This is a genomic window from Spirillospora sp. NPDC048911 (assembly GCF_043198015.1).
In the GTDB taxonomy this organism is placed as follows: Bacteria; Actinomycetota; Actinomycetes; order Streptosporangiales; family Streptosporangiaceae; genus Spirillospora.
Map to the genome: position 1 here is coordinate 634,524 of NZ_JBICUD010000002.1, position 22,925 is coordinate 657,448.

The 22,925-nt window shown below is 72.3% G+C and carries 22 protein-coding genes; 13 read left to right on the top strand and 9 right to left on the bottom strand.

Features of this window, described 5'->3' with window-relative positions; genetic code table 11:
• The first annotated feature begins 12 nt into the window (after window positions 1-12).
• Together ACGFNU_RS10180 and ACGFNU_RS10185 are read left to right on the top strand one after the other, a co-directional pair.
• Complete coding sequence (locus tag ACGFNU_RS10180; RefSeq protein WP_392592017.1) at window positions 13-771, top strand: ATP-binding cassette domain-containing protein; 759 nt, start codon at window positions 13-15, stop codon at window positions 769-771.
• On the top strand, window positions 771-2,000 hold the full coding sequence (locus tag ACGFNU_RS10185; protein WP_392593484.1) for an ROK family protein: 1,230 nt from the start codon (window positions 771-773) through the stop codon (window positions 1,998-2,000). The genes ACGFNU_RS10180 and ACGFNU_RS10185 overlap by 1 nt, the downstream gene beginning before the upstream one ends.
• Window positions 2,001-2,161: 161 nt before the next feature.
• On the opposite strand, the gene ACGFNU_RS10190 is transcribed toward ACGFNU_RS10185, so the two are convergent.
• Window positions 2,162-2,680 (bottom strand): flavin reductase family protein, encoded by a 519-nt coding sequence (locus ACGFNU_RS10190; RefSeq protein ID WP_392593486.1) that lies wholly within the window; start codon window positions 2,678-2,680, stop codon window positions 2,162-2,164.
• 326 nt (window positions 2,681-3,006) lie between these two features.
• On the opposite strand from ACGFNU_RS10190, the gene ACGFNU_RS10195 reads away from it, so the two are divergent.
• Together ACGFNU_RS10195 and ACGFNU_RS10200 are read left to right on the top strand one after the other, a co-directional pair.
• Window positions 3,007-4,182, top strand: a complete 1,176-nt coding sequence (locus ACGFNU_RS10195) for an acetyl-CoA acetyltransferase (protein ID WP_392592019.1) — start codon at window positions 3,007-3,009, stop codon at window positions 4,180-4,182.
• Window positions 4,179-4,604: a Zn-ribbon domain-containing OB-fold protein gene (locus ACGFNU_RS10200; RefSeq protein WP_392592021.1), complete on the top strand. Its 426-nt coding sequence runs from the start codon at window positions 4,179-4,181 to the stop codon at window positions 4,602-4,604. The genes ACGFNU_RS10195 and ACGFNU_RS10200 overlap by 4 nt, the downstream gene beginning before the upstream one ends.
• Here ACGFNU_RS10200 and ACGFNU_RS10205 read toward each other — a convergent pair.
• The 6 genes from ACGFNU_RS10205 to ACGFNU_RS10230 form a co-directional block, all read right to left on the bottom strand.
• Entirely contained in the window at window positions 4,601-6,220 is a 1,620-nt protein-coding gene (locus tag ACGFNU_RS10205; protein WP_392592023.1) for an AMP-binding protein, read from the bottom strand. The two genes, ACGFNU_RS10200 and ACGFNU_RS10205, sit on opposite strands and share 4 nt — an antisense overlap.
• A gap of 15 nt (window positions 6,221-6,235) precedes the next feature.
• Window positions 6,236-7,315 (bottom strand): hypothetical protein, encoded by a 1,080-nt coding sequence (locus ACGFNU_RS10210; RefSeq protein ID WP_392592024.1) that lies wholly within the window; start codon window positions 7,313-7,315, stop codon window positions 6,236-6,238.
• Window positions 7,312-8,379, bottom strand: coding sequence for an LLM class flavin-dependent oxidoreductase (locus ACGFNU_RS10215; protein ID WP_392592026.1), 1,068 nt, complete (start codon window positions 8,377-8,379; stop codon window positions 7,312-7,314). Before ACGFNU_RS10215 ends, ACGFNU_RS10210 begins: the two co-directional genes overlap by 4 nt.
• Before the next feature lie 142 nt (window positions 8,380-8,521).
• Window positions 8,522-9,664 (bottom strand): YbhN family protein, encoded by a 1,143-nt coding sequence (locus ACGFNU_RS10220; RefSeq protein ID WP_392592027.1) that lies wholly within the window; start codon window positions 9,662-9,664, stop codon window positions 8,522-8,524.
• Window positions 9,665-9,760: 96 nt separating this feature from the next.
• Window positions 9,761-10,021 (bottom strand): hypothetical protein, encoded by a 261-nt coding sequence (locus ACGFNU_RS10225; RefSeq protein WP_392592029.1) that lies wholly within the window; start codon window positions 10,019-10,021, stop codon window positions 9,761-9,763.
• 113 nt (window positions 10,022-10,134) lie between these two features.
• A complete protein-coding gene (locus ACGFNU_RS10230; RefSeq protein ID WP_392592030.1) occupies window positions 10,135-11,484 on the bottom strand; it encodes a hypothetical protein in 1,350 nt (449 codons plus the stop codon).
• A gap of 284 nt (window positions 11,485-11,768) precedes the next feature.
• On the opposite strand from ACGFNU_RS10230, the gene ACGFNU_RS10235 reads away from it, so the two are divergent.
• Window positions 11,769-12,458, top strand: coding sequence for an HAD family hydrolase (locus tag ACGFNU_RS10235; RefSeq protein ID WP_392592032.1), 690 nt, complete (start codon window positions 11,769-11,771; stop codon window positions 12,456-12,458).
• Between the two features lie 27 nt (window positions 12,459-12,485).
• Here the strand turns inward: ACGFNU_RS10235 and ACGFNU_RS10240 are convergent, their stop codons facing one another.
• Window positions 12,486-13,367 (bottom strand): hypothetical protein, encoded by an 882-nt coding sequence (locus ACGFNU_RS10240; RefSeq protein WP_392592034.1) that lies wholly within the window; start codon window positions 13,365-13,367, stop codon window positions 12,486-12,488.
• 42 nt (window positions 13,368-13,409) lie between these two features.
• On the bottom strand, window positions 13,410-14,438 hold the full coding sequence (locus ACGFNU_RS10245) for a ferritin-like domain-containing protein (protein ID WP_392592035.1): 1,029 nt from the start codon (window positions 14,436-14,438) through the stop codon (window positions 13,410-13,412).
• A 169-nt stretch (window positions 14,439-14,607) separates the two neighbouring features.
• Between ACGFNU_RS10245 and rimP the strand changes: the two genes are divergently transcribed.
• The 8 genes from rimP to truB all read left to right on the top strand — a co-directional run bounded on the left by rimP (window position 14,608) and on the right by truB (window position 22,911).
• Complete coding sequence (rimP, locus tag ACGFNU_RS10250; protein ID WP_392592037.1) at window positions 14,608-15,279, top strand: ribosome maturation factor RimP; 672 nt, start codon at window positions 14,608-14,610, stop codon at window positions 15,277-15,279.
• A gap of 13 nt (window positions 15,280-15,292) precedes the next feature.
• Entirely contained in the window at window positions 15,293-16,393 is a 1,101-nt protein-coding gene (gene nusA / locus ACGFNU_RS10255; protein WP_392592039.1) for a transcription termination factor NusA, read from the top strand.
• A gap of 34 nt (window positions 16,394-16,427) precedes the next feature.
• Window positions 16,428-16,700: a YlxR family protein gene (locus ACGFNU_RS10260; protein WP_392592041.1), complete on the top strand. Its 273-nt coding sequence runs from the start codon at window positions 16,428-16,430 to the stop codon at window positions 16,698-16,700.
• A 110-nt stretch (window positions 16,701-16,810) separates the two neighbouring features.
• Window positions 16,811-19,948, top strand: coding sequence for a translation initiation factor IF-2 (gene infB / locus ACGFNU_RS10265; protein ID WP_392592043.1), 3,138 nt, complete (start codon window positions 16,811-16,813; stop codon window positions 19,946-19,948).
• Window positions 19,949-20,184: 236 nt separating this feature from the next.
• Entirely contained in the window at window positions 20,185-20,481 is a 297-nt protein-coding gene (locus tag ACGFNU_RS10270; protein WP_392592045.1) for a DUF503 domain-containing protein, read from the top strand.
• A gap of 53 nt (window positions 20,482-20,534) precedes the next feature.
• Entirely contained in the window at window positions 20,535-21,026 is a 492-nt protein-coding gene (gene rbfA, locus ACGFNU_RS10275; protein WP_392592047.1) for a 30S ribosome-binding factor RbfA, read from the top strand.
• Window positions 21,023-22,048: a bifunctional oligoribonuclease/PAP phosphatase NrnA gene (locus ACGFNU_RS10280; protein ID WP_392592049.1), complete on the top strand. Its 1,026-nt coding sequence runs from the start codon at window positions 21,023-21,025 to the stop codon at window positions 22,046-22,048. The genes rbfA and ACGFNU_RS10280 overlap by 4 nt, the downstream gene beginning before the upstream one ends.
• Window positions 22,045-22,911 carry a tRNA pseudouridine(55) synthase TruB gene (gene truB, locus ACGFNU_RS10285; RefSeq protein WP_392592051.1) on the top strand — a complete coding sequence of 289 codons (867 nt, stop codon included), beginning with the start codon at window positions 22,045-22,047 and terminating at the stop codon, window positions 22,909-22,911. The genes ACGFNU_RS10280 and truB overlap by 4 nt, the downstream gene beginning before the upstream one ends.
• Window positions 22,912-22,925 lie beyond the last annotated feature (14 nt).

Consider the following 22,925-nt stretch of genomic DNA (forward strand, 5'->3'; position numbering starts at 1 on the left):
GAGCCCCCGGGAATGCCAGCGACACCTCTCTTGGACCTGCGTGGAATCGACAAGAGCTTCGGTCCCGTCAAGGTCCTGCACGACGTGGCGTTCAGCGCGTACCCGGGTGAGGTCACCGCGCTCGTGGGCGACAACGGCGCGGGCAAGACGACGCTGGTCAACTGCATCGGCGGGGTGCACTCGTGGGACGCGGGCGACTACCTCTTCGAGGGCGCGCCCGTCCGGCTGAGCAGCCCCCGCGAGGCCGCCGACCTCGGCATCGACATCGTCCACCAGGATCTGGCGCTCTGCGAGAACCTCAGCATCGTCCAGAACATGTTCCTCGGCAGGGAACGGCGGCGCGGCCTCGCGGTCGACGACGCCGCCATGGAGGAGCTGGCGACGACGACGCTGGCCGGGCTGTCGGTCCGTACGGTCAAGTCCGTGCGGGCGCCGGTCGGGTCGTTGTCGGGCGGCCAGCGGCAGACGGTGGCGATCGCCCGCGCGGTGCTGTGGGACAGCCGCCTCATCGTGCTGGACGAGCCCGCGGCGGCTCTCGGCGTCGCGCAGACCCAGCAGGTGCTGGAGCTGGTCAGGCGTCTCGCCGACAAGGGGCTGGCCGTCGTGCTGATCTCGCACAACATGAACGACGTCTTCGCCGTCTCCGACCGCATCGCGGTGCTCTATCTCGGCCGCATGGTCGCCCAGATGCGGACGGCCTCGGTGACCCACGCCCAGGTGGTCGAGCTGATCACCACGGGGCGCAGCGGTGAGCTGGGGCTGGCGCGATGATGAAGGCGGGCCCGTCGCCGGAGGAGATCCGGCGGCACAATCTCGGTACGCTGCTGCGGTTCGTGCACCTGCGCGGGCCGTCCTCGCGCGCGACGCTGGCCGAGGCCATGGGCCTCAACCGCAGCACGATCATGGCGCTCACCGCGGACCTGACCGCGGCCGGGCTGGTCCGCGAGGAGCTGCCGCGCGGTCCTGGCCGCCGGGCCGGCCGGCCCTCCCTCGTGGTGCGGCCCGAGGGCACCCGCGTGTACGTGCTGGCGTTCGACCTCGGGGTCGACCGGCTCGCGGTCGCCCGGGTCGGCCTCGGCGGCACGATCCTCGACCGCCGCGAGGCGTCCCGCACGCGCGGCGAGTTCGACCCCAACGAGACGGTCGGCGCGCTGGCCGGGGCGGCCCGCGCCCTGACCCGCAAGGCTGGCCGCGACGCGGTCTGCGTCGGCGCGGCGATGGCCTTCCCGGGCACGGTGCGGCGCTCCGACGACGTCATCAGGTTCGCGCCCAACCTCGAGGTGGGCGACGTGTCCCTGGGCGACGCGCTCTCCCGCAGGCTCGGCCTCGGCCTGCCCGTCGCCGTCTGCAACGACGCCAACCTGGGTGCGCTCGCCGAGCACGTGCGCGGCGTCGGCATCGGCTGCGACGACCTGATCTACCTGCACGGCGACGTGGGCTTCGGCGGCGGGATCGTCGTCGGCGGGCGGCTGCTGGGCGGCCAGGACGGCTACGGCGGCGAGATCGGCCACATGGTGGTCAACCCCGGCGGCCGGCTGTGCGGCTGCGGCGCGCGCGGCTGCCTGGAGGCCGAGGTGGGCGAACGGACCCTGCTCGCCCACGCGGGCCGCGCCGAGTCGTCCGACGTGCCCGGCCGCGACGCGATCCGCGCGGTGGTCGACGCCGCCGACCGCGGCGACGTCCAGGCCCGCGACGCGCTGCACCGCGTGGGCGACTGGCTGGGCAAGGGCGTCGCCAACCTGGTCAACATCTTCAACCCGGGCATGGTCGTCTTCGGCGGCACCCTGCGCGACATCTACCTCGGCTCGGCCGCCCAGGTCCGCAGCGCCCTCGCGACCAACGCGCTGAGCGCCCCGAGGGAGAACGTGAAGCTGCGCACAGCCGACCTGGGCGACGACGCGACCCTGGTAGGCGCCGCCGAATTCGCCTTCGCCGACGTCCTAGCAGACCCCGTAGAAGTCCTGACCCGCCTGCGTTCCCCAGAGGAGTCTCCTGTTTAAGGACCCTTGCGCGCAGCCGCATCTGTACCGCGAGTGCGCTACCTGAGCCGGAGCGAGCCGCCAGGCGAAGCTTCGCGCGAAGATCGCGAAGCGAGGTCGCGCTCGCCGCTTTCGCGGTTCGGGTCCGAGCCGCCAGGCGAGGGCCCGAGGCCGTGGAAGCCTTAAACAAAGCGGCCGTATCCGCCTTTGTAGAAGAGCAGGGGGTCGCCGTCGTGGTGCTTGTCGAGGTGGTGCACCCGGGCGACGACGATGACGTGGTCGCCGGCCATGTACTCGCTCTCGACCGCGCACTCGATCCAGGCCAGGGCGCCCTCGATGACCGGGCTGCCGTTGGGCGACTCGGTCCAGTCGATGTTGGCGAACTTGTCGCCGCCCTTGATCGCGAGCTGCTTGCAGACCTCCATCTGCGGCTCGCTGAGGATGTTGATGCACAGCCGGCCGGCGCCGCGCAGCAGCGGCCAGGTCGTGCTGGTGTGCGCCACGCAGAAGGCCACCAGCGGCGGGTCCAGCGAGACCGAGGTGAACGAGTTCGCGGCCAGCCCGGTCGGGCGGCCGGATTCGGGTTCGATCGCCGTGATGGCGACCACGCCGGTCGCGAACCGGCCCAGCACCGAGCGGAACCGGGCGCCGTCGATGTCGGTCACCGGGGCACCGGTGGAGCCGTTGGGGTATCCCTGCATGCGGCCTTCCACTCCCTGGCCCGAGGGGCGGTGGGCGGAATCACGCACGAACGCGGCGGCTGCGGTCGCTCCGTCGGCCATGTGATCCAACCCTTCTCTTAGCCAAGCGCTTGCTTGGACGATAGGGCGGCACGGTTCGGGGTGTCAAGCCGAACCGGGCCTTCCGTCGTCCACGGCCATTCAAAGGCACAGGTCGGCCGGTTGATTCCGATCCAGGCCCATATCGGTCCAAAGTCCTGTCCGGCCTAGGTCCCTGGACCGATCTCGCCGCCGTTGAGTAGAGTCGACATGACGGCCAAGCGCTTGCTCGGCTAGAGGAGGGACGCGTGGGGAGCTTTCGCGACCGGACGGCGATCGCCGGAGTCGGCTACACCCCGTTCAGCAAGGACTCCGGCGTCTCGACGCTGACGCTGGCGGCCGACGCGATCCTCGCGGCGCTGGACGACGCGGGCCTCACCGTGGACGACGTGGACGCGCTCGCCACGCACCGGGTGGGCGACTCGACGCCGCCCTGGGTGGTGGCGCCCGCTCTCGGCGTGCCGGAGGTGTCCTGGTACCTCGACCAGTTCGGCGGCGGCAGCGTCTCGCACTCGGTGATCGGGCAGGCGGCGATGGCGGTCGCGGCGGGGGCCGCCGAGACCGTGGTCTGCTACCGGGCCATCAACGCGCGCTCGGAGTTCCGCATGGGCGGCACGGGACGCGCGCCGGCGCCGCTCTTCGACGTGCAGTACCAGGCGCCGTACGGGTACTTCGCGCCGCCGCAGCAGTTCGCGATGGCCGCGCGGGCGCACATGAACGCCTACGGCACCACGCACGAGCAGTTCGGCCGGATCGCGGTCCAGCAGCGGGCCAACGCGGTGAAGAACGCGCGGGCCCTGAAACGCGACCCGATCACGCTCGACGACTACCTCGCGTCCCGCTGGATCGCCGAGCCGCTGCGGCTGCTCGACTGCTGCCTGGAGACCGACGGCGCCTGCGCCGTCGTCGTCACCTCGCGCGAGCGCGCCCGCGACCTCAGGCGGCCGCCCGTGCTCATCTCGGGCGCCGTATGGGGCGGGGGAGACTCCTTCTTCTCCGGGGCCGGGAGCGGGCCGAAGGGGACCGATCTGACGGTCACCGAGGCCGCCCGGATGGCCCCGAGGCTGTACGCGATGGCCGGTGTGGGCCCAGCCGACATCGACGTCGCCGAGCTCTATGACTGCTTCACCTACTCCGTCCTCGTGCAGCTGGAGGACTACGGCTTCTGCGCCAAGGGCGAGGGCGGCCCGTTCGTGGAGTCGGGAGCCACCGCACGGGACGGCTCGCTGCCCGTCAACACCCACGGCGGGTTTCTGTCCGAGGGGTATGTGCACGGCATCAACCACGTCGCCGAGGCAGTCTCCCAGCTGCGCGGCGACGCCGGTGACCGCCAGGTGGAGGGCGCCGAGGTGGCCCTGTCGACCGCCCAGCCCGGATACGTCCTCGCCGGTACGTCGGCGCTGATCCTCAGGAGCGACACATGACCCTCGCCCAGCGTCCGCGGCCCGAGGCCGACCGGGACTCGGCGCCGTGGTGGGCGGCCGTGCGGCGGCACGAGCTGACCGTGCAGCGGTGCGAAGGCTGCGGGGCGCTCCGCTTTCCCGCGCGCGCGATCTGCAACCGCTGCCGGTCGCGGTCGTACGCGTGGGAGCCCGTCGAGGGAACGGCCCGCGTGTACAGCTGGATCATCAACCATCAGGTCTTCATGCGGTCGATGGCCGACGAGGTCCCGTTCCCCATCGTCCTCGTGCGCCTGGACGCGGGGCTCGGCCAGGGCGACGACCTGCTGATGTACGGCAACCTCGCGGACGGCGACGCCGAGGTCCTGCGGGCCGGCCTTCCGGTCGAGGCCGTCTTCGTGGACGTGGACGACGAGACGACCGTCGTCCACTGGCGACCGCGCTAGGACCGTTCGGCGGCCTTCGCGTGCAGGGCGAGCTTGTCGATCTTGCCGTTCACGTTCACCGGCAGGGCGTCGACGAGGATCACCTTCCGGGGCACCTTGTAGTTGGACATGTTGTCCTTGGCCCAGGCGATGACATCGTCGGCGGAGAGGCCCGTGCCGGGCTGAGCGACGACGTACGCCCAGCCCACCTCGCCCAGCCGTTCGTCCGGCACGCCGATCACGGCGGCCTGCGCGACGCCGGGGCAGCGCAGCAGGAGCCCCTCGATCTCGGCCGGGTAGGCGTTGAAGCCGGAGACGATGAACATCTCCTTCTTGCGGTCCACGATGGCGACGTTGCCCGTGTCGTCCAGCGTGCCGATGTCGCCGGTGTGCAGCCAGCCCTCGGCGTCGACCGCCTCGGCCGTCCGCTCGGGGTCCTGCCAGTAGCCGCGCATGACGCCGTACCCGCCGACGAGGATCTCGCCCGCCTCGCCGACCGGAAGGTCCTTGCCCTCGTCGTCCACGATCCGCACGCTCACGCCGGGCACGGCGCGGCCCGTCGACCCGGCGATCACCTCGACCGGATCCTCCGGCCGGGTCATCGACACGACGGTGCCCTCCATGAGGCCGTACGCGTTGATCATGCGCTCGATGCCGACCCGGTCGACCAGGCGCCGGATCAGCTCGGGCGGGACCGCCGCCGCGCCGCAGATGAGCACCCGCAGCGACGACACGTCCCGGCCGTCCAGCTCGTCCAGGATCTTGAAGAACATCGGCGGCGCCCCGGCCAGGACGCTGATCCGGTTGCGTTCGATGAGGTCCATCAGCTCGCCCGGCTGGAACAGCGCGATCGGCATCATCGTGGCGCGGCGCAGCACGCACGCCAGCAGCCCGGCGTTGATCCCGAAGCCGTGCGAGAACGGCGCGATGATCGGATAGTGGTCGCCCTCCCGCAGGGTGACGAGCTCCGCCCAGTCCCAGTAGCCGCGCAGCAGCTGGACGTGGTGGAGCATCACCCCCTTGGGCGTCCCGGTGGTGCCCGACGTCGCCATGATCTCGGCGAGGTCGTCCGGGCCGACCGAGAGCGCCCGTTCCTCGGCGTCCTCGGGTGAGACCGCCGAGCCGCCGTCGAGGAACTCCTGCCAGGAGTGAACGGCCGCCCGCCCGGCGGACGACCCGTTCCCCAGCACGACGACATGCTTGAGGTCGGGAAGCCCACCGAACGGACGGTCGCCTGCGGGGGAGCCGCAGGTGTCCGCGAGCATGCCGAGGTAGGAGGTGTCCATGAAGCCCTCGGCGACCAGCAGCACCGTGGCGCCGACCTTGCGGAGCAGGTCGGCCGCCTCGATGCCCTTGAACCGTGTGGACAGCGGCGTGATGATCGCGCCCGCGTCCCAGATTCCGTACGCGGACACCACCCATTCGGGCGTGTTGGGCGCCCAGACCGCGACCCGGTCGCCCGGGGCGACGCCGAGCGCCATCAGGCCGCGCGCGACCTCGCTCGCCGCGTGCGCGAGCCCGGCCAGCGTGAGCCGGGTGTCGCCCGCGACGACGACCTCGGCGTCCCCGTGGTTCGCCGCCTGATCCCGCAGCATCCGCGGGATCGTCCCCCAGCCGGGCACCGGCTGCAGATCCATCAACGTCCTCCGGGTCTAGGACAGGTGTGCGCGGTCGCGGCCGAGATGGTGGCCGCGCTCGTCGGTGACGGTGCCGGGCCGCCGTTCCTCGGACACCTCGGGCTCGATGACGACCTCGATGGAGATCGGCGTGAGCGCGTAGAGGGCCTGGACGATCCGCGACTTCCACATCGGGTTCTTGACCAGGGAGTCCCGGCCGAACGTGATGTGCAGCGCGGCGGCGTCCAGCGTGCCCTCGCGGGTGAGCCGCAGGTCCCAGTGGGTGACGCCGTCGATGCGGGTGAGCGCCGCCCCCACCTTGGGGATCGACAGCCAGCGGCCCCGGACCAGAACGTGCTCGCCGACGGTGCAGGCCGGTGCGGGCACGCCCTCCTCGCCGCCCGCGAGCCGGACGGCCTGGCCGGTGCGCAGGGTGGCGTCGCCGAGGGTGGAGTGCCAGACCGGCGTGACGACCAGCTCGGCCGGCCCTTCGGCGTACGGGGCGTCCAGCACGGCGTCCTTGTCCAGCGGCGCGAGCCCGAGGAGCCCCTCGCGGACCGCGGTGTACGCGGCGTCGGAGGCGGCGCGCTGCGCGATCGGGACGCCGAGGAACGGGTCGGCGTAGAGCTCCCGGACCGACGCCTCGAACTCGGAGGCCAGCTGGGCGGCGGTGTTGGGGGAGGGAATCTCGCCGACGAGCAGGATGTGCCGCAGCTCCAGGTCGAGCGGGTCGAGCAGGAACTCCAGGTGCAGCCGGGCCAGGAAGTCCATCGCCCCGGTCGGGGTGATGATCAGCGTGGTGGCGCGCACCTTCTCCAGCGCGGTGTGCAGGCGCATCCGCCCGCGTGCGCCGACCGACGCCGCGGCCTGGGCGACCTCGGCGGCCGCCGCCGCGATCAGCGATCCGGCGGGCTCGCCGTCGTTGTTGAGCGCGACGACGACGCGGTCGGACTCGCCGATCCCCGCCGCGCGCAGGGTCGCGGCGGCCAGTTCCAGCGCGGCCGCGCGGTCGGCGGCGGCGAGCGGGGCGACCAGGTCGCCCTCGGGCGAGACGTGCAGGAGGCCCGCGGCTGTACGCCCTGCGGGGAAGGTCTCCCGAGTGATCCAGGAGGTCACTTCATGACCTCCTGCATGAAGAGCTTCATCGAGCCGCAGACGTGCTCGTGGGCGAGCCCGCCGACCTGGGCCTGGAGGATGAGGTCGGTCGCGCCCGCGGCCTGGATGCGCTCCACGGCCTTGCGGGAGCCCTCGACGTCGTCGATCACGACCATGTGCTGGTCGCGCAGGATCTGCATGGCCTCCTCCGGCGGCATGCCGACGGCCTGCTGCCCGAGGACGCGGTGGGTGGCGTGCCGGGCGTCGGTGTAGTCCGGCGGCGCGACCAGGTTGATCTGGCGGCGCAGGTACCAGAGCACCGGGTCGGCGGCGATGTCCACGGCCTCCTGCTGCGTCGGCGCCACGTACCAGGGGATCATCAGGGCGATCCGCCGCGACTCGGGGTCGAAGCCGTTGTCGGCGAGGCACTGCTTGTACTTGGCGATGTCCTCGGCGACGTCGTCGAGCCCCTTGAGCATCGTCATGCCGAGCAGGTTGTAGCCCTGCTTGGCCGCCGCCAGATAACCCTCGACCGAGGTGGAGGCGACCCAGACCGGCGGATGCGGCTCCTGGACCGGACGCGGGTAGACCGCGACGTTGGGGATCTCGAAATGGTCGCTGGACCGGGTGATCGGCTCGCCGTCGGCGGTCCAGATCGCCAGCACCGCCTCCAGCGACTCCTCCCACAACCGGCGCGACTGCTCGAAGGGCTTCTGGAAGGCCTGGTACTCCAGGGGGGACGCGCCGCGCCCGGTGCCGAACTCGACCCGGCCGCCGCTGATCACGTCCAGCGTGGCGACCCGTTCGGCGGTCCGGATCGGGGACTGGAACGGCAGCAGCACCACGCCGAGCCCCAGGTGGATCCGCTCGGTGCGCTGCGAGATGCCCGCCAGCACCAGGTCGGGTGCGGAGGAGTGCGAGAAGCCCCGGGTGAAGTGGTGTTCCACGAACCACGCGGTGTCGAAGCCGAGCTCGTCGGCCAGGACGACCTGGTCCATGACGTTCTCGAAAGCCCGCCGCTCCACGTCGCGGGACCGCCCGCGCACCTCGAGTTCGTAGCCAAGGCTGACCCGTAGGGACGTCATCGCGCCTCCGGTTAGTGGTGATGCTCCGCTGCCGTGCTCTTACCTGCCGCCGGGCCCCTGATTCTGTGACCAAGCGCTCGCTTGGGAGATTAGCAGCAGGGGACCACCGCAACAAGTCACCGACCGGCCTGAAGGAGGGGTGTCAGGTGTTGCGCGGCTGTGGCCCGGGAGCGGGCGACACGGTGTAAGGCGTGGTGAACGCGACGGACGTGAGGCCCGCCAGCGCGGCGCGTCCGGTCGCGGCGAGCCGCCGCCGCGACCGCTCGGACAGCCGCGGGCCCTCCTGGAGGGCCGCCCAGGCCAGCCAGCCGACCGCCACCACGGCCCAGTACGAGACGAGCCGGTAGAGGCCGACCGCGGCGCCCGCCGGGGCAAGGGTCGCGCCGAAGGCGACCAGGGAGGCGGCCATGCTGCTCTCGATCGCGCCGATGCCGCCCGGGAGCAGCGGCAGCAGGCTGCCCGCCGCCTGCGCGGCGAAGTAGGCCAGCGTCACCCAGTGCGGGGCGACGTCGATGCCCACCGCGCGGGCCGCCGCGATCAGGGCCAGGATGTCGAACGCCCAGTTGAGCGTCGCCAGCATGATCAGAGCCGCCCAGTCGCGGCGGGACGGGCGCAGCGCGTCCCGGCCTTCCCGCAGCTTGTCGGCGTACGGGGCGATCCGGCGGTGCGCCAGGATCGCGCCGCCGGCCCGGCCGAGCGGCCCGGCGAGGCGGGCGCGCAGCGCGGGACGGCGGAGGGCCGCCGTGAGCACGAGGGCGAGGGCGGCCGGCACGGACAGGGCGATCAGCGCCGGGCCGCGAGCGCCGGGAGCGGCGAGCAGGGCGAGCAGGCCGATGACGGTGTACGCGCCAGTGGTGATGATGCCCCCGACCAGGATCACCGCCGTCGAGAGCTGCGGCGAGGCGCCGGTGCGCCGGAACTGGCGGAACGTGTAGACGACGCTCACCGCGGGCCCGGCCGGAAGTGTGGTCGACAGGGCGTTGCCCGCGTACGTCACGGCGAACGCGCGGCGCAACGTCATGCGGACCCCGCCGATCCTCAGCAGGCGGCGCTGCAACCTCGCGAACGCGCCCATGGAACCGGCCTCGGCGAGCACGACCAGCACCAGCCAGGCGGGCTCGGCCTTGCGGGCCGCGGTCCACATGGCGCCGAGGTCGGGCAGGCTGTCGCGCAGCGCGACGAGGAAGCCGGCGGCGAGCGCGAGCATCGCGAGCTGGATCAGCAGCCCCCGGCGGCGCTTGCGCTGGGCGGGGCCGTGTTCGGACGACACGATCGTCTCAGCCATGTCCCGGTCACCTCGCAAGCTCGCTCGCTCAGGGCAACCCCCGTACCGGTAAAGGCATTCCCTCTCGAAGCGATCAGAACCGGAAAGTGATCGCCGTCACGTCGTCCGGTCGTCCTCCTCGTGCAGGGCCGCCTCCTCCGCGGGCTCCACGGGCGGCGGGAACGGCCCCGAGCCGCGCGGGCTCACCTCGCGCTCGTACTCGGTGATGCCGATCGAGCCCTCGTTCCCGTCGTCGGCGATCGTGGGCGGCGGGCTCTCCACGTACTCCTCGGCCAGCGCGACGTCGTCGGCCTGCTCGTCGTCGCCCATGTCGTCGATGTTGTCTTCCGGATCGCGTTCGGGCAGGTAGTCGGTCATGGCCCCCTCCATGGTCATCTCGGTGGTGGAAAGGCCCCTTCCCGAAGTCCGGCGCCTTACGCGCGATCCCGTCCCGCGCGATCGGTCGCGCCCGATCCGTCACGCGCGATCCGTCACGCGCGGTCCCGGACGGCGACCAGGCCGCCGACGACGCCGACGTACGCGGTGCCGTCCGGGCCCAGGGTGATCGGCGCCCAGTTGTTGTCGAACCACTTGCCGGTTCCGGCCAGCACCTTGAAGACGGTCCGGCCGGTGTGCGCGTCGGCCGCCGTCAGGTACCAGGCGTCGATGAGGTCCTTGCGAGGCTCCTTCACGTACAGGTAGATCAGCCCGTTCGGCACCGAGGCCTTGGCGACGGTCGAGGGCGAGTGTTCCCGGCTCTCCCAGACGGTCCGGCAGCCCTTGCCACCGGGGGCGACGTCCACGCGGCTCACCCCGCCGGCGTTGGATCCGCCGGGCGGCAGCTCGAAGAAGTTGCGGTAACCGTAGTTGTTCTCGACGAACAGGCTGTTCCCGTACCCGATCAGCGAGTTGTCGGTCGCGCTCGCCCCGCGGCGGAACACCGGGATCCGGCAGACGAGCCCGCCGTCGGCGCGGCGCAGCACGATGACGTTCATGCGATCGTCGGCGTTGTCGGTGATCGCCACATACCGGTCGCCGAAGAAGGTCGGCGTGGTCCCCGAGCCCTGGTCGATCTGGCCGGGCTTGCGTCCGCTGCCGCGGTCATAGGCCCTGCGCCAGAGCACCGTGGGCGTGCCGTCCTTGGCGGCCCGCATCCGGTAGAGCGCGTGGTCGGACACCACCGACACCCCGTCTTCGGCGGCGGCGAAGGAGTTCTGGATTCCCTCGCCCTTGAGCTGCACCTTCCTTACAGCCCCGGTCGCAGGGTTGACCGTCCCCACCCGTCCGTTGCGGGTGATCCACCAGATCAGCCCCGTCCAGTCCGGGCCGACCGCTGTGATCGGGTCGCATTCGCCCTTGGGCCAAGGATTGGTCCACGTGGCGCAGTCGTGCGGCAGGTGCCCGCTGAGACCCCAGTCGTCGGTCACCTTGAAACGCCACTTGCCGTCCGGGCCCTTCTCATGGGCGAACCGCCGTACGTGGAAGGCGGAGTCGGCGAGCACCGCGCGATCCTGCGGGTCGAGGTAGTAGTAGGCGCCGCCAGAGGTGTCGGTGAGGACCTTGTCGAAGTCGCCCGAGAAGACCGCCTGCACGGTGGACGGCCGCTGGGGCAGCTCGTACGTCGCCAGATCCTGGAGCGTCCCGGGATCGATCAGCCGCAGCGTGAACGTCTGGGCGCGCGTGCACTGGGCGACGATCAGGCCGGTCCGCTTGGCGAACGTCACGGTCGAGCACAACCCTGGCAGGAGCCCGCCGCCCTTGGCCTCGGACACCACTTGAGGGGCACGGCCAAGGGGGCCCTTGAACGGGTAGGTGTCGGACGCGTAGCTGTCGGCGTGCATCGACGACAGGCCTACGGGCCCTTGGTGGGGATTCGCGGGGATCGGGCGTCCGGGCAACGCCCTCGGTGTGGCGGGCCCGCCGATATAGGCGGGCAGGAACCCTCTGCCAGGCCCGTCAGGGATAGGGGCGGCGGCGTGCGCGGGGCGGGCGGCGCCAGGGACAGAGAAGGCGGTGCCGAGCGCGAGGATGGCGAGAGCGCCCGCGGCGCACCTCCGGGTCGTACGCGTCGTCGGCGACATATAGGGACAATCGAGACGTCGTATCCGAGGGTTACGCTCCCGGCATGACCGTTGAGGCTGTGATCTTCGATTGGGGCGGCACGCTGACCCCCTGGCACGACGTCGAGCTGCCCGGCATCTGGCGCCGGATCTGTGCCGCGCACCTGGACGCCGACCAGGTCGAACGGGCCGCCACCGCGCTGCTGGAGGCCGAGCTCGAACTCTGGCGGCGCGGCAAGGACGAACATCGCAGCGCGACCGTCGCCGAGCTGTACGCGCTGGCGGGCGTCGAGGCCACGGAGGCCATCCTCGCCACCCAGTACGAGACGTGGACGCCGCACACCGTGATCGACCCGGCGGCCCCGCCGCTGCTGCGCGAGCTCCGGGCCCGCGGCATCAAGGTGGGCGTCCTGTCCAACACGATGTGGACGCGCGACTGGCACGAGCGCATCTTCGAACGCGACGGAGTGCTCGGCCTTCTCGACGGCGCCGTCTACTCCAGCGAGATCCCCTGGACCAAGCCGCACGCCAAGGCCTTCCGCGCCGCCATGGACGCCGTCGGCGCCACCGACCCGGCCCGGTGCGTCTTCGTCGGCGACCGGCCGTACGACGACATCCACGGCGCGAAGTCCACGGGCATGCGCGCCGTCCTCATCCCCAACTCCACCGTCCCCGCCTGGGACGGAGCCGTGCCGGACGCCACCATCGGAGGTCTCGCCGACCTGATCACGCACATCGACGCCTGGACCCGCTGACGCCGCGTTCCTTCGGGCTCAGCGGGCTCAGCGTTCGGGGGCCTGGACCTTGCCGATGCCGAGCGTGTTGCTCGCGGGGAGCAGGCCCGTCTCCAGATTGGCGATGAGGATCGGCAGGGTGAGCTCGGCGAGGCGGTCGGCCTTCTCCTTGCCGACCGCCTCCCACGGGGCGATGGCGAGGTCATCGGTCAGGCGTTCGACGGAATCGCGCAGTTCGCGGCCCTTGCCGGTCGCCTGGCCGGTGGCGTCGACCAGGCCGCGCGAGGCGAGCCGATCTTGCGCGGCCCGCCATTCCCCGGCGGTCCAGCCGCGGCTGGCGAACGTCTCGACCGGGGCCGCCCCGATCGCGGCGAATGAGACGAGAGCCTCGGCGGGATCGAGCCCGGCGGTGAGCAGCGCGGCCACATGGCCGTCGCCGCGGTGCTCGCGGAGGATGTTGATCGCATGCCAGAGCACGAGGTGCGGCTCGTCCGGCCAGGGCAGATCGGCGTTGGCGGCGGCGATCGGGCGGCCCGCGGTGCCCGCCGCCTCGGCCGCCGCGCGCGCCAGCCCGGCCGCCTCGGCGATCTCCGGGCCGTCGATCTTGAGCCCCGGCAGGGCGCGGTACATGCGGTCCACGGCGCGCGTCCGGGCGGCCAGGATCCGGTCGGGCGCGGCGATCGACCAGGCGGCGGGGACGTGCTCGGCGACCATGCGCGGGCTGAAGCTGTAGAACGCGGCGGCGACCTGCGCGGAGCCGGCGGCGCCGAGAGGGGCCGAACGCCACGCGAAGTAGCTCGGCCAGCGGACCTCGATGCCGAAGCCGAGCGCCTTGGCCTCGTCGAACACCTCCGGCGCGTACCAGAAGAGCGCGTGCACCGGCTCCAGCTGGTGCCACATGTGCCGGGCGAAACCGGGATCCTGAGTCATCGTCCGCTCCTTGATTCGGGGGGCCGCCTCACCGCGGGCCCATCAGTGGCCGGGCCGGGGCCTGGGAGAAAGAGCCGAGGCGGGGAGGCCGGGGAAGGCCGGGTGGGTCAGGGGCAGGTCGCCGGTCGTCCGCCACCGGACCGCGCTGGTCATCGACTCCTGCGCCGCGCGGGCGGCCTGTTCGCGGAGCTGGGCGTCCTGGGCCCCGGCGAGGCCCACATAGGCGACGGTGAGATCGTCTTCGAGCCTGGTGGCGAGCTGGGCCGCGGTGCGGGTGGAGGTCACCCGCACCGGCAGCCGGTAGGCGGCGGCGGCCGCCACGGGCTTGGCCTGGCGAGCGGTGAGAAGCGCCATCAGGCTGTCGCGCTGAACTCGGTGGGCGTTCCAGTACGTCTGGGCGACCTCGTATTGGCCGCCGGAGAGCCGGGACCCCAGGACCCCGTAGCCATAGACCGCCGCGTGCTCAGAGGCCAGAGCGGCCTGCAGTGCCTCCAGCGTGAATCCGCGTGCGGGTGGCAGGGACGCGGTGGAGGGCTGAGTCATCGGTTTCTTGGCGACGCCAGATGTACTGGACGCGCCATGCCCTGCCGCGCAGGCGCCGATGGAGGCCAGTAACTGGGCCAGGCCCGGGGCTGACTTGCCCGCGTCCGCCGCGTACCTGGCCGCGGTCTGGATCTCGGCGGTGCGCAGGCTCGCGAGGGCCTTGGCCTGAACGTCCGGCACCCGCTGGGGACTGGGGGAGGTGGACGTGGCGGGGGCGTCGGTCGCCTGCCGTCCGGACCCGGGAACGTAGTGCCGTCGCAGCACCCCCAGGTGCTCCCGGTGGTGGGCGATGGCGGGATCGATCCGTTTCGCCAGGGAGGTGTGGGCGGCCCGGGCGGCCTCGTACCGCGCGATGAGGTCCTGCTCGGCCGCGATGGCGCCGGACAGGACGACGACGTCGAGCCCGGGCGCGGCGGCGCGCACCGGGTCGTCGCCGGAGCAGCCGCACAGCGCCGGCAGGGCGATCACGGCTGTCAGGGCTGCCGCGCCCAGGACGGTCCGCCGCGACGGCCCGGGACCTGCTGGCAAGGTGTCTCCTCACGGCCCGCGGCGAGTCGTCCGCCCATCAGGCCAGCTCAAGCATTCCATATCCGGCGCGCCGGTGAGCTGTCCGAAAGACCGCTGAGGTGTCCGGCTGTCGATAGTCTTGAGGAGACAACGGACACACGACGGTTTCAGAACTACATGAGGAGGTCCCATGAGCGTCCAGTCAGGTGAGGGCAGCGCTCAGCGGAGCTCCGCCGGCCGGCCGTCCCGCGATCAGGCCGTCAGCGCGCTCACCGCGCTGCTGGAGCCCGCGGTGGCCGAGGCCGGCTTCGATCTGGAAGAGATCGACGTCCGGCCCGCCGGGCGGCGCCGGCTGGTCAAGATCGTTGTGGACGGCGACGGCGGCGTGAGCCTCGACGACGTCGCCACGCTCAGCCAGACGGCCTCCGAGCTCCTCGACGGCTCCGACGTCATGGGCACGGCGGCCTACGTGCTCGAGGTGACCTCGCCCGGCGTCGACCGGCCGCTCACCGAGCCGCGGCACTGGCGCCGCGCCGCCGGCCGGCTGATCGTCGCCCCGCTCACCGCCGGCGGCCAGATCGAGGGCCGCGTGGTGGAGGCCGACGAGACGTCGGTCCTGCTGGACGTCGTCGCCAAGGGCGGCACCGGCAAGGGCAAAGGCCCGGGCGGCCCCAAGGGCCCGAAGACGACCAGACGCCGGTTCGGCCTCGACGAGCTGGGCCGCGGCCGCGTGCAGGTGGAGTTCCGGCGTCCCGGTGACACGGCCGACATGGCCGACTCGGCCGGCGCGGATGACGCGGGCGATTCCGACGAGCCCGCCGGCGAGGCCGAAGAAACGCGTTCTCCGGCTGAGCCGGACTAGAGGGGGGAACCTCGTGGACATCGACATGACCGCCCTGCGCAGCCTCGAAAGCGAGAAGGACATCTCGCTCGAGGTCGCCGTCAAGGCGATCGAAGACGCGCTGCTGATCGCCTACCACCGGACGGAGGGGGCCGCTCCCAAGGCGAGGGTCGAGCTCGACCGCGCCAGCGGCCACGTGACGGTGTGGGCGACCGAGACCGACGACGAGGGCGCCGCGGTCCGGGAATACGACGACACCCCGGAGGGTTTCAGCCGTATCGCGGCGACCACGGCCAAGCAGGTGATCCTGCAGAAGCTGCGGGACGCCGAGGACGAGCTCACGTTCGGCGAGTACGCCGGGCGGGAGGGCGACATCGTCTCGGGGATCATCCAGCAGGGCAAGGATCCGCGGAACGTGCTGGTCGACCTCGGCAAGATCGAGGCGATCCTGCCGCCGCAGGAGCAGGTCCCGGGCGAGTCCTACGAGCACGGCGACCGGCTGCGGGCGTACGTGGTGCAGGTCCGCAAGGGCCACCGCGGCCCCTCGGTGCAGCTCTCCCGGACCCACCCCAACCTCGTGCGCAAGCTGTTCGCGCTCGAGGTGCCGGAGATCGCCGACGGCACCGTGGAGATCGCGGCCATCGCGCGCGAGGCCGGGCACCGCACCAAGATCGCGGTCCGGTCGCGCAAGCAGGGCGTCAACGCCAAGGGCGCCTGCATCGGGCCGCTGGGCAGCCGCGTCCGCAACGTGATGCACGAGCTGCACGGCGAGAAGATCGACATCGTCGACTGGTCGGACGAGCCGGCCGACTTCGTCGGCAACGCGCTGTCCCCGGCCCGCGTCAGCAGCGTCGAGGTCGTCGACGCCGACGCCCGCGTGGCCCGCGTGATCGTGCCGGACTACCAGCTGTCGCTGGCGATCGGCAAGGAGGGGCAGAACGCCCGCCTGGCCGCCCGCCTGACCGGCTGGCGCATCGACATCCGGTCCGACATGGAGCAACCGGCCGAACCGGCCGCGCCGGCCGCCGAACAGGCGGCCGCGCCGTCCACCGCGAAGGTTGCGGAGTCCGGCGAAACAGGATCAACTACATCAGGAGACCATGCGACAGGTCCTGCCGACGCCTCGGCGCGGTAGACTCATGTCATATGGCCGGGCGGTTCCACGACGCATGTGCGTGGGCTGCCGGGTTAGCACGGCCAAGTCCGACTTGCTGCGCCTTGTGGCGATCGAGGGCGTCCTCGTCCCCGATCCTCGCGGGCGGCGGCCGGGTCGAGGTGCCTATGTGCACCCTGACCTGGGGTGTCTTGAGCTCGCAGAGCGTCGTCGGGTGTTCCCCCGGGCCTTCCGCCTGGCGGGGCCGCTCGACACGAGCGTGCTACGAGGCCGGCTTGCGGCACCCGCCGCGCAGCAGCAGGATGGCCGAACGGTAAGCGACGTCTAGTCGGAGAGCAGGTCGAGATTGCTATGAGCGCTCGATGAGCACGCCGCGATGAGTACGGCAAGTTAGCGACGGTCCGGAGGCCGCACCCCCGGACCGAGTTAGGGAGTGCAGTGGCCAAGGTCCGGGTTTACGAACTCGCCAAAGAGTTCGGTGTTGAGAGCAAGGTCGTCATGGCCAAGCTCCAAGAGATGGGCGAGTTCGTACGGTCGGCGTCCTCGACGATAGAGGCGCCCGTCGTTCGCAGGCTCACCGAAGCTTTTCAGAATTCAGGGTCCGCCAAGCCGGCGGACAAGCGCGTCGCGTCGAAGAAGCCTTCGCCGCCGCGTCCCGCCGCCCCCAAGCCGGCGCCCGCGAGCAGCGGTGGCGCCGGTTCCGCGGCGCCCAGGCCCGCGGCTCCGGGGCCGCGTCCGCCCGCGCCCAAGCCGGGTCCGGCGGCGCCCGCCGCGCCCGCGGTTCCCCCGAGCCCGGTGACCCCCGCGGCCGGCGGCCCCAAGCCGGGTCCGCGTCCCGCGCCGGGTCCCGTTCCGCCCGCCCCGAGCACGCCGGTGCAGCCGCCCGTCGCGGCCAAGGGCCCGAGCGCCCCGCCCGCAGGCGGCGCGCCCGGCCAGCGCCAGGGCGGCCACGAGCGTCAGGGCGGTCAGGAGCGTCAGGGCGGTCAGGAGCGTCAGGGCGGTCAGGAGCGTCAGGGCGGCCAGGATGCCCGCGGCCCGAGGCCGGGCCCGCGTCCCGGCCCCCGTCCGGCCGGCGGCGGTGGCGGCGGTGGCCGTCCCGGTGCCCCGCGTCCGGGCAACAACCCGTTCAGCTCGACCAACACCGGCATGGGCAAGTCGCCCAAGCCGGGCCCGCGTCCCGGTCCGCGTCCGGGCGACGACCGCCCGCAGCGTGACGACCGTCCGCCGCGCGACGAGCGCCCCCGTGGCGACCGTCCCGGCGGCCCGCGTCCCGCGGGCGGCGGCCGTGGTCCCGGTGGCCCTGGCGGCCCCGGCGGCCCGCGTCCGGGCGGCGGCGGCAACATGCCCCCGCGTCCCGGTGGCCCGCGGCCGAGCCCGATGAGCATGCCGTCCTCGCGTCCCGCGGGCAGCCCTGGTGGCGGCCCCGGCGGCGGTGGCCGTGGCGGGCCCGGCGGTGGCCGTGGCGGCCCCGGCGGTCGTCCCGGTGGTGGCGGCGGCGGTGGCGGTCGCGGTGGGCCCGGTGGTCGTCCCGGTGGTGGTGGCGGCTTCGGCGGCCCGCGCACCGGCACGGGCGGCGGTCCCGGCGGTCGTCCCGGTGGTGGCGGCGGCTTCGGCCCCCGTCCGGGCGGCGGCGGCCGTGGCCGTGGTGGCACGCAGGGCGCCTTCGGGCGTCCCGGCGGCCGGCCGGCCCGTGGCCGCAAGTCCAAGCGGGCGCGCCGTCAAGAGTTCGAGAACATGCAGGCTCCCGCTGCCGGTGGCGTCTCCGCGCCGCGCGGCAACGGCAAGGTCATCCGGCTGCCGCAGGGTGCCACCCTCACCGACTTCGCCGAGAAGATCGGCGCCAACCCGGCGTCGCTCGTGGCGATCATGATGCACCTCGGCGAGATGGTCACCGCGACGCAGTCGGTCACCGAGGACACCCTCAAGCTGCTCGGCGTCGAGCTCGACTTCGACGTGCAGGTCGTCAGTCCCGAGGACGAGGACCGCGCGCTGCTCGAGTCGTTCGACATCGAGTACGGCGAGGACGAGGGCGACGAGGAGCACCTCCAGGTGCGCCCGCCGGTCGTGACCGTCATGGGTCACGTCGACCACGGTAAGACCCGCCTGCTCGACGCGATCCGCAACGCCAACGTCGTGGCCGGCGAGGCCGGCGGCATCACCCAGCACATCGGTGCCTACCAGGTGCAGACCGAGGTCGACGGCCAGGAGCGCAAGATCACCTTCATCGACACCCCGGGTCACGAGGCGTTCACCGCCATGCGTGCCCGTGGTGCCGACACCACCGACCTGGTGGTGCTGGTGGTCGCGGCCGACGACGGCGTCAAGCCGCAGACGACCGAGGCGATCGACCACGCCACGGCGGCCGGCGTGCCGATCGTGGTCGCGGTCAACAAGATCGACAAGGAGGGCGCCGACCCCAACCGGGTGCGCGCCCAGCTCACCGAGTACGGCCTGGTGGCCGAGGAGTTCGGTGGCCAGACCCAGTTCGTCGACGTCTCCGCCCGTGAGGGCCTCAACATCGACGGGCTGCTGGAGGCGGTCGTGCTGACCGCCGACGCCGAGCTCGACCTCAAGGCCAACCCCGACATGCCCGCCCAGGGCTCGGCCATCGAGGCCCACCTCGACAAGGGCCGGGGTGCCGTGGCGACCGTGCTGGTCCAGCGCGGCACGCTGCGGGTCGGCGACTCGATCGTCTGCGGCGTGGCCCACGGCCGCGTCCGGGCGATGCTCGACGAGAACGGCAACAACCTCGAAGAGGCGCTGCCGTCCCGTCCGGTCGAGGTGCTCGGACTGACCGCGGTGCCCGGCGCCGGCGACAACTTCCTGGTCGTCGACGACGACCGGGTGGCCCGCCAGATCGCCGACAAGCGGACCGCGCGCAAGCGCAACGCCGAGCTGCTGCGCAGCCGCAAGAGCAGCTCCCTCGAAGAGCTGTTCAAGGACCTGGAGCGCGGCGAGCGGGACGAGCTGCTGCTCATCCTCAAGGGCGACGTGTCCGGTTCGGTCGAGGCGCTGGAAGACTCGCTGCTCAAGATCGACGTGGGCGACGAGGTCAGCCTGCGCGTCATCCGCCGCGGCGTCGGCGCGATCACGCAGGACGACGTCAACCTGTCGCTGGCGTCCGAGGGCGCGGTCATCATCGGCTTCAACGTGCGGCCCGAGCGCAACGCGCAGGAGCTGGCCGACCGCGAGGGCGTCGACATCCGCTACTACTCGGTCATCTACCAGGCGATCGAGGAGATCGAGGCGGCCCTCAAGGGCATGCTCAAGCCCGAGTTCGAAGAGGCCCAGCTCGGCACGGCGGAGATCCGCGAGATCTTCAAGGTGCCGCGGATCGGCAACATCGGTGGCTCCATGGTCACCTCGGGCCTGATCCAGCGCAACGCCAAGGCCCGCCTCGTCCGCGACGGTGTCGTGGTGTCCGACAACCTCACGGTGTCGTCGCTGCGCCGCTTCAAGGACGACGCCACCGAGGTCCGCGAGGGCTTCGAGTGCGGTATCGGTGTCGGCTACAACGACATCAAGATCGGCGACGTCGTCGAGTGCTTCGAGATGCGGGAGAAGCCCCGCGCCTAGTCGCACCCTGATCCGCGGACGCGGGCCCTCCGGCCCGCGCCCGCGGATCTTGTGACCGCGAGCGCGGATCTTGGAAAAAATGACATGTCATGGCGCCAGGTCGAACCACTAACCTGGCGTCATGTCATGCCGGGGGGCTGACGGCGGTTCGCCGAGCGCGGAAGATCCGGGCCCGGGGAACACGCGAGCCCGCCGCCTTCGTTCCATCATCGAGACGACCCGAGGTGACCACCTAGGTGTACGTGGGTGCGCTGACACTCGACCTGCTGCTGGGCGACGTCCATTCGCTCAAGCACAAACGCGCGGTCATCCGGCCGATCATCGCCGAGGTGCACAAGCGCTTCCCGGGGGTCGCGGTCGCCGAGACCGGGAACAACGACCTGCACCGGCGGGCCGAGCTCGGGGTGGCGGTCGTCGCCGCGACCGTGGCCAACGCCCGGCGGGTGCTCGACCAGTGCGAGCGGCTGGTGGCCGGCCGCCCGGAGATCGAACTGCTGTCGGCGCGGCAGCGGCTCTTCAACGACGAAGACTGATCCGGTGAGGTGGCGGCGCCGCCTCGCCAGGACCATAGAAAAGGAGAGCGATCATGGTGGACGCAGCTCGGGCCCGTAAGCTCGCGGACCGCATCCAGCAGATCGTGGCCGAGATGCTGGAGCGGCGGATCAAGGACCCGCGGCTCGGCTTCGTGACCGTGACCGACACCCGGATCACCAACGACCTGCGTGACGCGACCGTCTACTACACGGTCTACGGCTCGGACGGCGAGCGCGCGGAGACCGCGGCGGCGCTGGAGAGCGCCAAGGGGGTCATCCGGTCGGAGGTGGGCAGGCAGACCGGCGTCCGGCACACGCCCAGCCTCACCTTCGTCCCGGACAACGTCATGGAGAACGTCGCGCACATCGACGACCTGCTCGCCAAGGCGCGCGCCAAGGACGAGGAGGTCGCCAAGGCGGCCCAGGGCGCGGCTCCGGCCGGCGAGGCCAACCCCTACCGCACCGACGAGGACGACGCCGAGTCCGGCGAGCTTGACGAAACCGGCGATGACCGGCGCGGCGAAGCGGGACAATCGTCACTGTGAGTGATGGTGAGCGCCTGGAGCGTGGGCTCGACTGGGATCGGGCGCTGCGGCTGATCGAGGCGGCGGACGAGGTCTGCCTGGCCTGCCATATCGCCCCGGACGGCGACGCGCTCGGCTCGATGCTCGCGCTCGCCCAGGCCCTGCGCGACCTGGGCAAGCGCTGCTACGCCTCGTTCGGCCAGCCGTTCGCGGTGCCGGCGAGCCTGCGCTTCCTGCCCGGCCAGGACCTGCTGGTCGAGCCCGGGGGGATGCCCGCGGCGCCAGCACTGATGATCACTCTGGACGCGGCGGCGGCGGCGCGGCTCGGGCCACTGGCCCAGCACGCCGAGCGGGCCGGCGAACTGATCGTCATCGACCACCACGCGTCCAACACCGGCTTCGGCGGCGTGCGCCTGGTCGATCCGGAGGCGGCCGCCACCTCCGTCCTCGTGGACGAGCTGATCCGGCGGCTGGGCGTCCGGCTCACCAGCGACATCGCGCTCGGCCTCTACGCCGGGCTGGCCAGCGACACCGGCTCGTTCAAGTACCCCTGCACGACCCCGCAGGTGCACGAGCTGGCGGCCCGGCTGATCGACGCCGGGGTGCGTCCCGACGCGGTCGGCCACGAGCTGTGGGATCGCGCGCCGTTCGGCTACCTGCAGGTGCTGGCGGGCGCGCTGGGCCGGGCCCGGCTCGAACGTGACGCGGCCGGCGGCCTCGGCCTGGTCTGGACGACGATCGCCCGCGCCGACCGGGACGCCCAGGGCGTGCCGTACGACCAGCTCGAAGGCGTGATCGATCAGCTGCGCCGGGCCGACGAGGCCGAGGTCGCGGTGGTGCTCAAGGAGACCGACGAGGGCCGCTGGTACGTCTCGACCCGTTCCAAGGGGCGGGTCGACGTGGGGCGTGCCTGCGTGGAGCTGGGCGGCGGCGGGCACCGCCTCGCCGCGGCCTTCACCACGACGGCCGGCCCCGCCGTCACGATCGACCGGCTGCGCGCCGCCCTGCGCGGTCCCCTCGACGACGCGGAGATCAGCGCGTGAACTCAGGACTCGTCATCGTCGACAAGCCGGCCGGCTGGACGTCGCACGACGTCGTCGGCAAGCTGCGCCGGCTGGCCAAGACCCGCCGGGTCGGCCACGCCGGCACCCTCGACCCGATGGCGACCGGCGTGCTGGTCATCGGTGTCGACAAGGCGACCCGCCTCCTCGGTCACCTCGCGCTGACCGAGAAGGGCTACGACGGCACGATCCGGCTCGGCCAGTCCACCAACACCGACGACGCCGAGGGCGAGATCACCTCCACCGCCTACGCCGACGTGGACGACGCCGCGATCCAATCCGGCATCGGCACCCTGACCGGGGTGATCCAGCAGATCCCGCCGCAGGTCAGTGCCATCAAGGTGAACGGCGAGCGCGCCTACAAGATGGCCCGCAAGGGCGAGGAGGTCGAGCTCAAGGCGCGGCCCGTCACGATCCACGACTTCGGCGTCCTGGAGATCCGGCGCCACGACGGCCTGATCGACCTCGACGTCTCGATCACCTGCTCGTCCGGCACCTACATCCGTGCCCTGGCCCGCGACCTCGGCGCCATGCTCGGCACCGGCGGCCACCTGACCGCCCTGCGCCGCACCCGGGTGGGCCCGTACGACCTGAGCATGGCCCGCACGATCGACGAGCTCACCAAAGAACTGCGCATCCTCCCGATGGCCGACGCCGTCGGCGCCGCCTTCCCCCGGCGCGAGGTCTCCGAGGACGACGCCCGCAAGGTCATGCATGGCGGCAAACTGCCCGCCGCAGGCCTCGGCCCGGGCCCCATCGGCGTCTTCGCCCCCGACGGCACCCTCCTGGCCCTCGTAGAGGAACAAGGCAAGGCCGCCAAGCCCCTGGCCGTCTTCGTCCCCTGATGCGAGCGTGATCG

Coding starts and splice junctions, on each gene's coding strand:
- ACGFNU_RS10180 (WP_392592017.1), top strand. CDS start 13: ATGCCAGCGACACCTCTCTTGGACCTGCGTGGAATCGACAAGAGCTTC.
- ACGFNU_RS10185 (WP_392593484.1), top strand. CDS start 771: ATGAAGGCGGGCCCGTCGCCGGAGGAGATCCGGCGGCACAATCTCGGT.
- ACGFNU_RS10190 (WP_392593486.1), bottom strand. CDS start 2,680: ATGCAGGGATACCCCAACGGCTCCACCGGTGCCCCGGTGACCGACATC.
- ACGFNU_RS10200 (WP_392592021.1), top strand. CDS start 4,179: ATGACCCTCGCCCAGCGTCCGCGGCCCGAGGCCGACCGGGACTCGGCG.
- ACGFNU_RS10205 (WP_392592023.1), bottom strand. CDS start 6,220: ATGGATCTGCAGCCGGTGCCCGGCTGGGGGACGATCCCGCGGATGCTG.
- ACGFNU_RS10215 (WP_392592026.1), bottom strand. CDS start 8,379: ATGACGTCCCTACGGGTCAGCCTTGGCTACGAACTCGAGGTGCGCGGG.
- ACGFNU_RS10220 (WP_392592027.1), bottom strand. CDS start 9,664: ATGGCTGAGACGATCGTGTCGTCCGAACACGGCCCCGCCCAGCGCAAG.
- ACGFNU_RS10225 (WP_392592029.1), bottom strand. CDS start 10,021: ATGACCGACTACCTGCCCGAACGCGATCCGGAAGACAACATCGACGAC.
- ACGFNU_RS10230 (WP_392592030.1), bottom strand. CDS start 11,484: ATGCACGCCGACAGCTACGCGTCCGACACCTACCCGTTCAAGGGCCCC.
- ACGFNU_RS10235 (WP_392592032.1), top strand. CDS start 11,769: ATGACCGTTGAGGCTGTGATCTTCGATTGGGGCGGCACGCTGACCCCC.
- ACGFNU_RS10240 (WP_392592034.1), bottom strand. CDS start 13,367: ATGACTCAGGATCCCGGTTTCGCCCGGCACATGTGGCACCAGCTGGAG.
- rimP (WP_392592037.1), top strand. CDS start 14,608: ATGAGCGTCCAGTCAGGTGAGGGCAGCGCTCAGCGGAGCTCCGCCGGC.
- ACGFNU_RS10260 (WP_392592041.1), top strand. CDS start 16,428: ATGTGCGTGGGCTGCCGGGTTAGCACGGCCAAGTCCGACTTGCTGCGC.
- rbfA (WP_392592047.1), top strand. CDS start 20,535: ATGGTGGACGCAGCTCGGGCCCGTAAGCTCGCGGACCGCATCCAGCAG.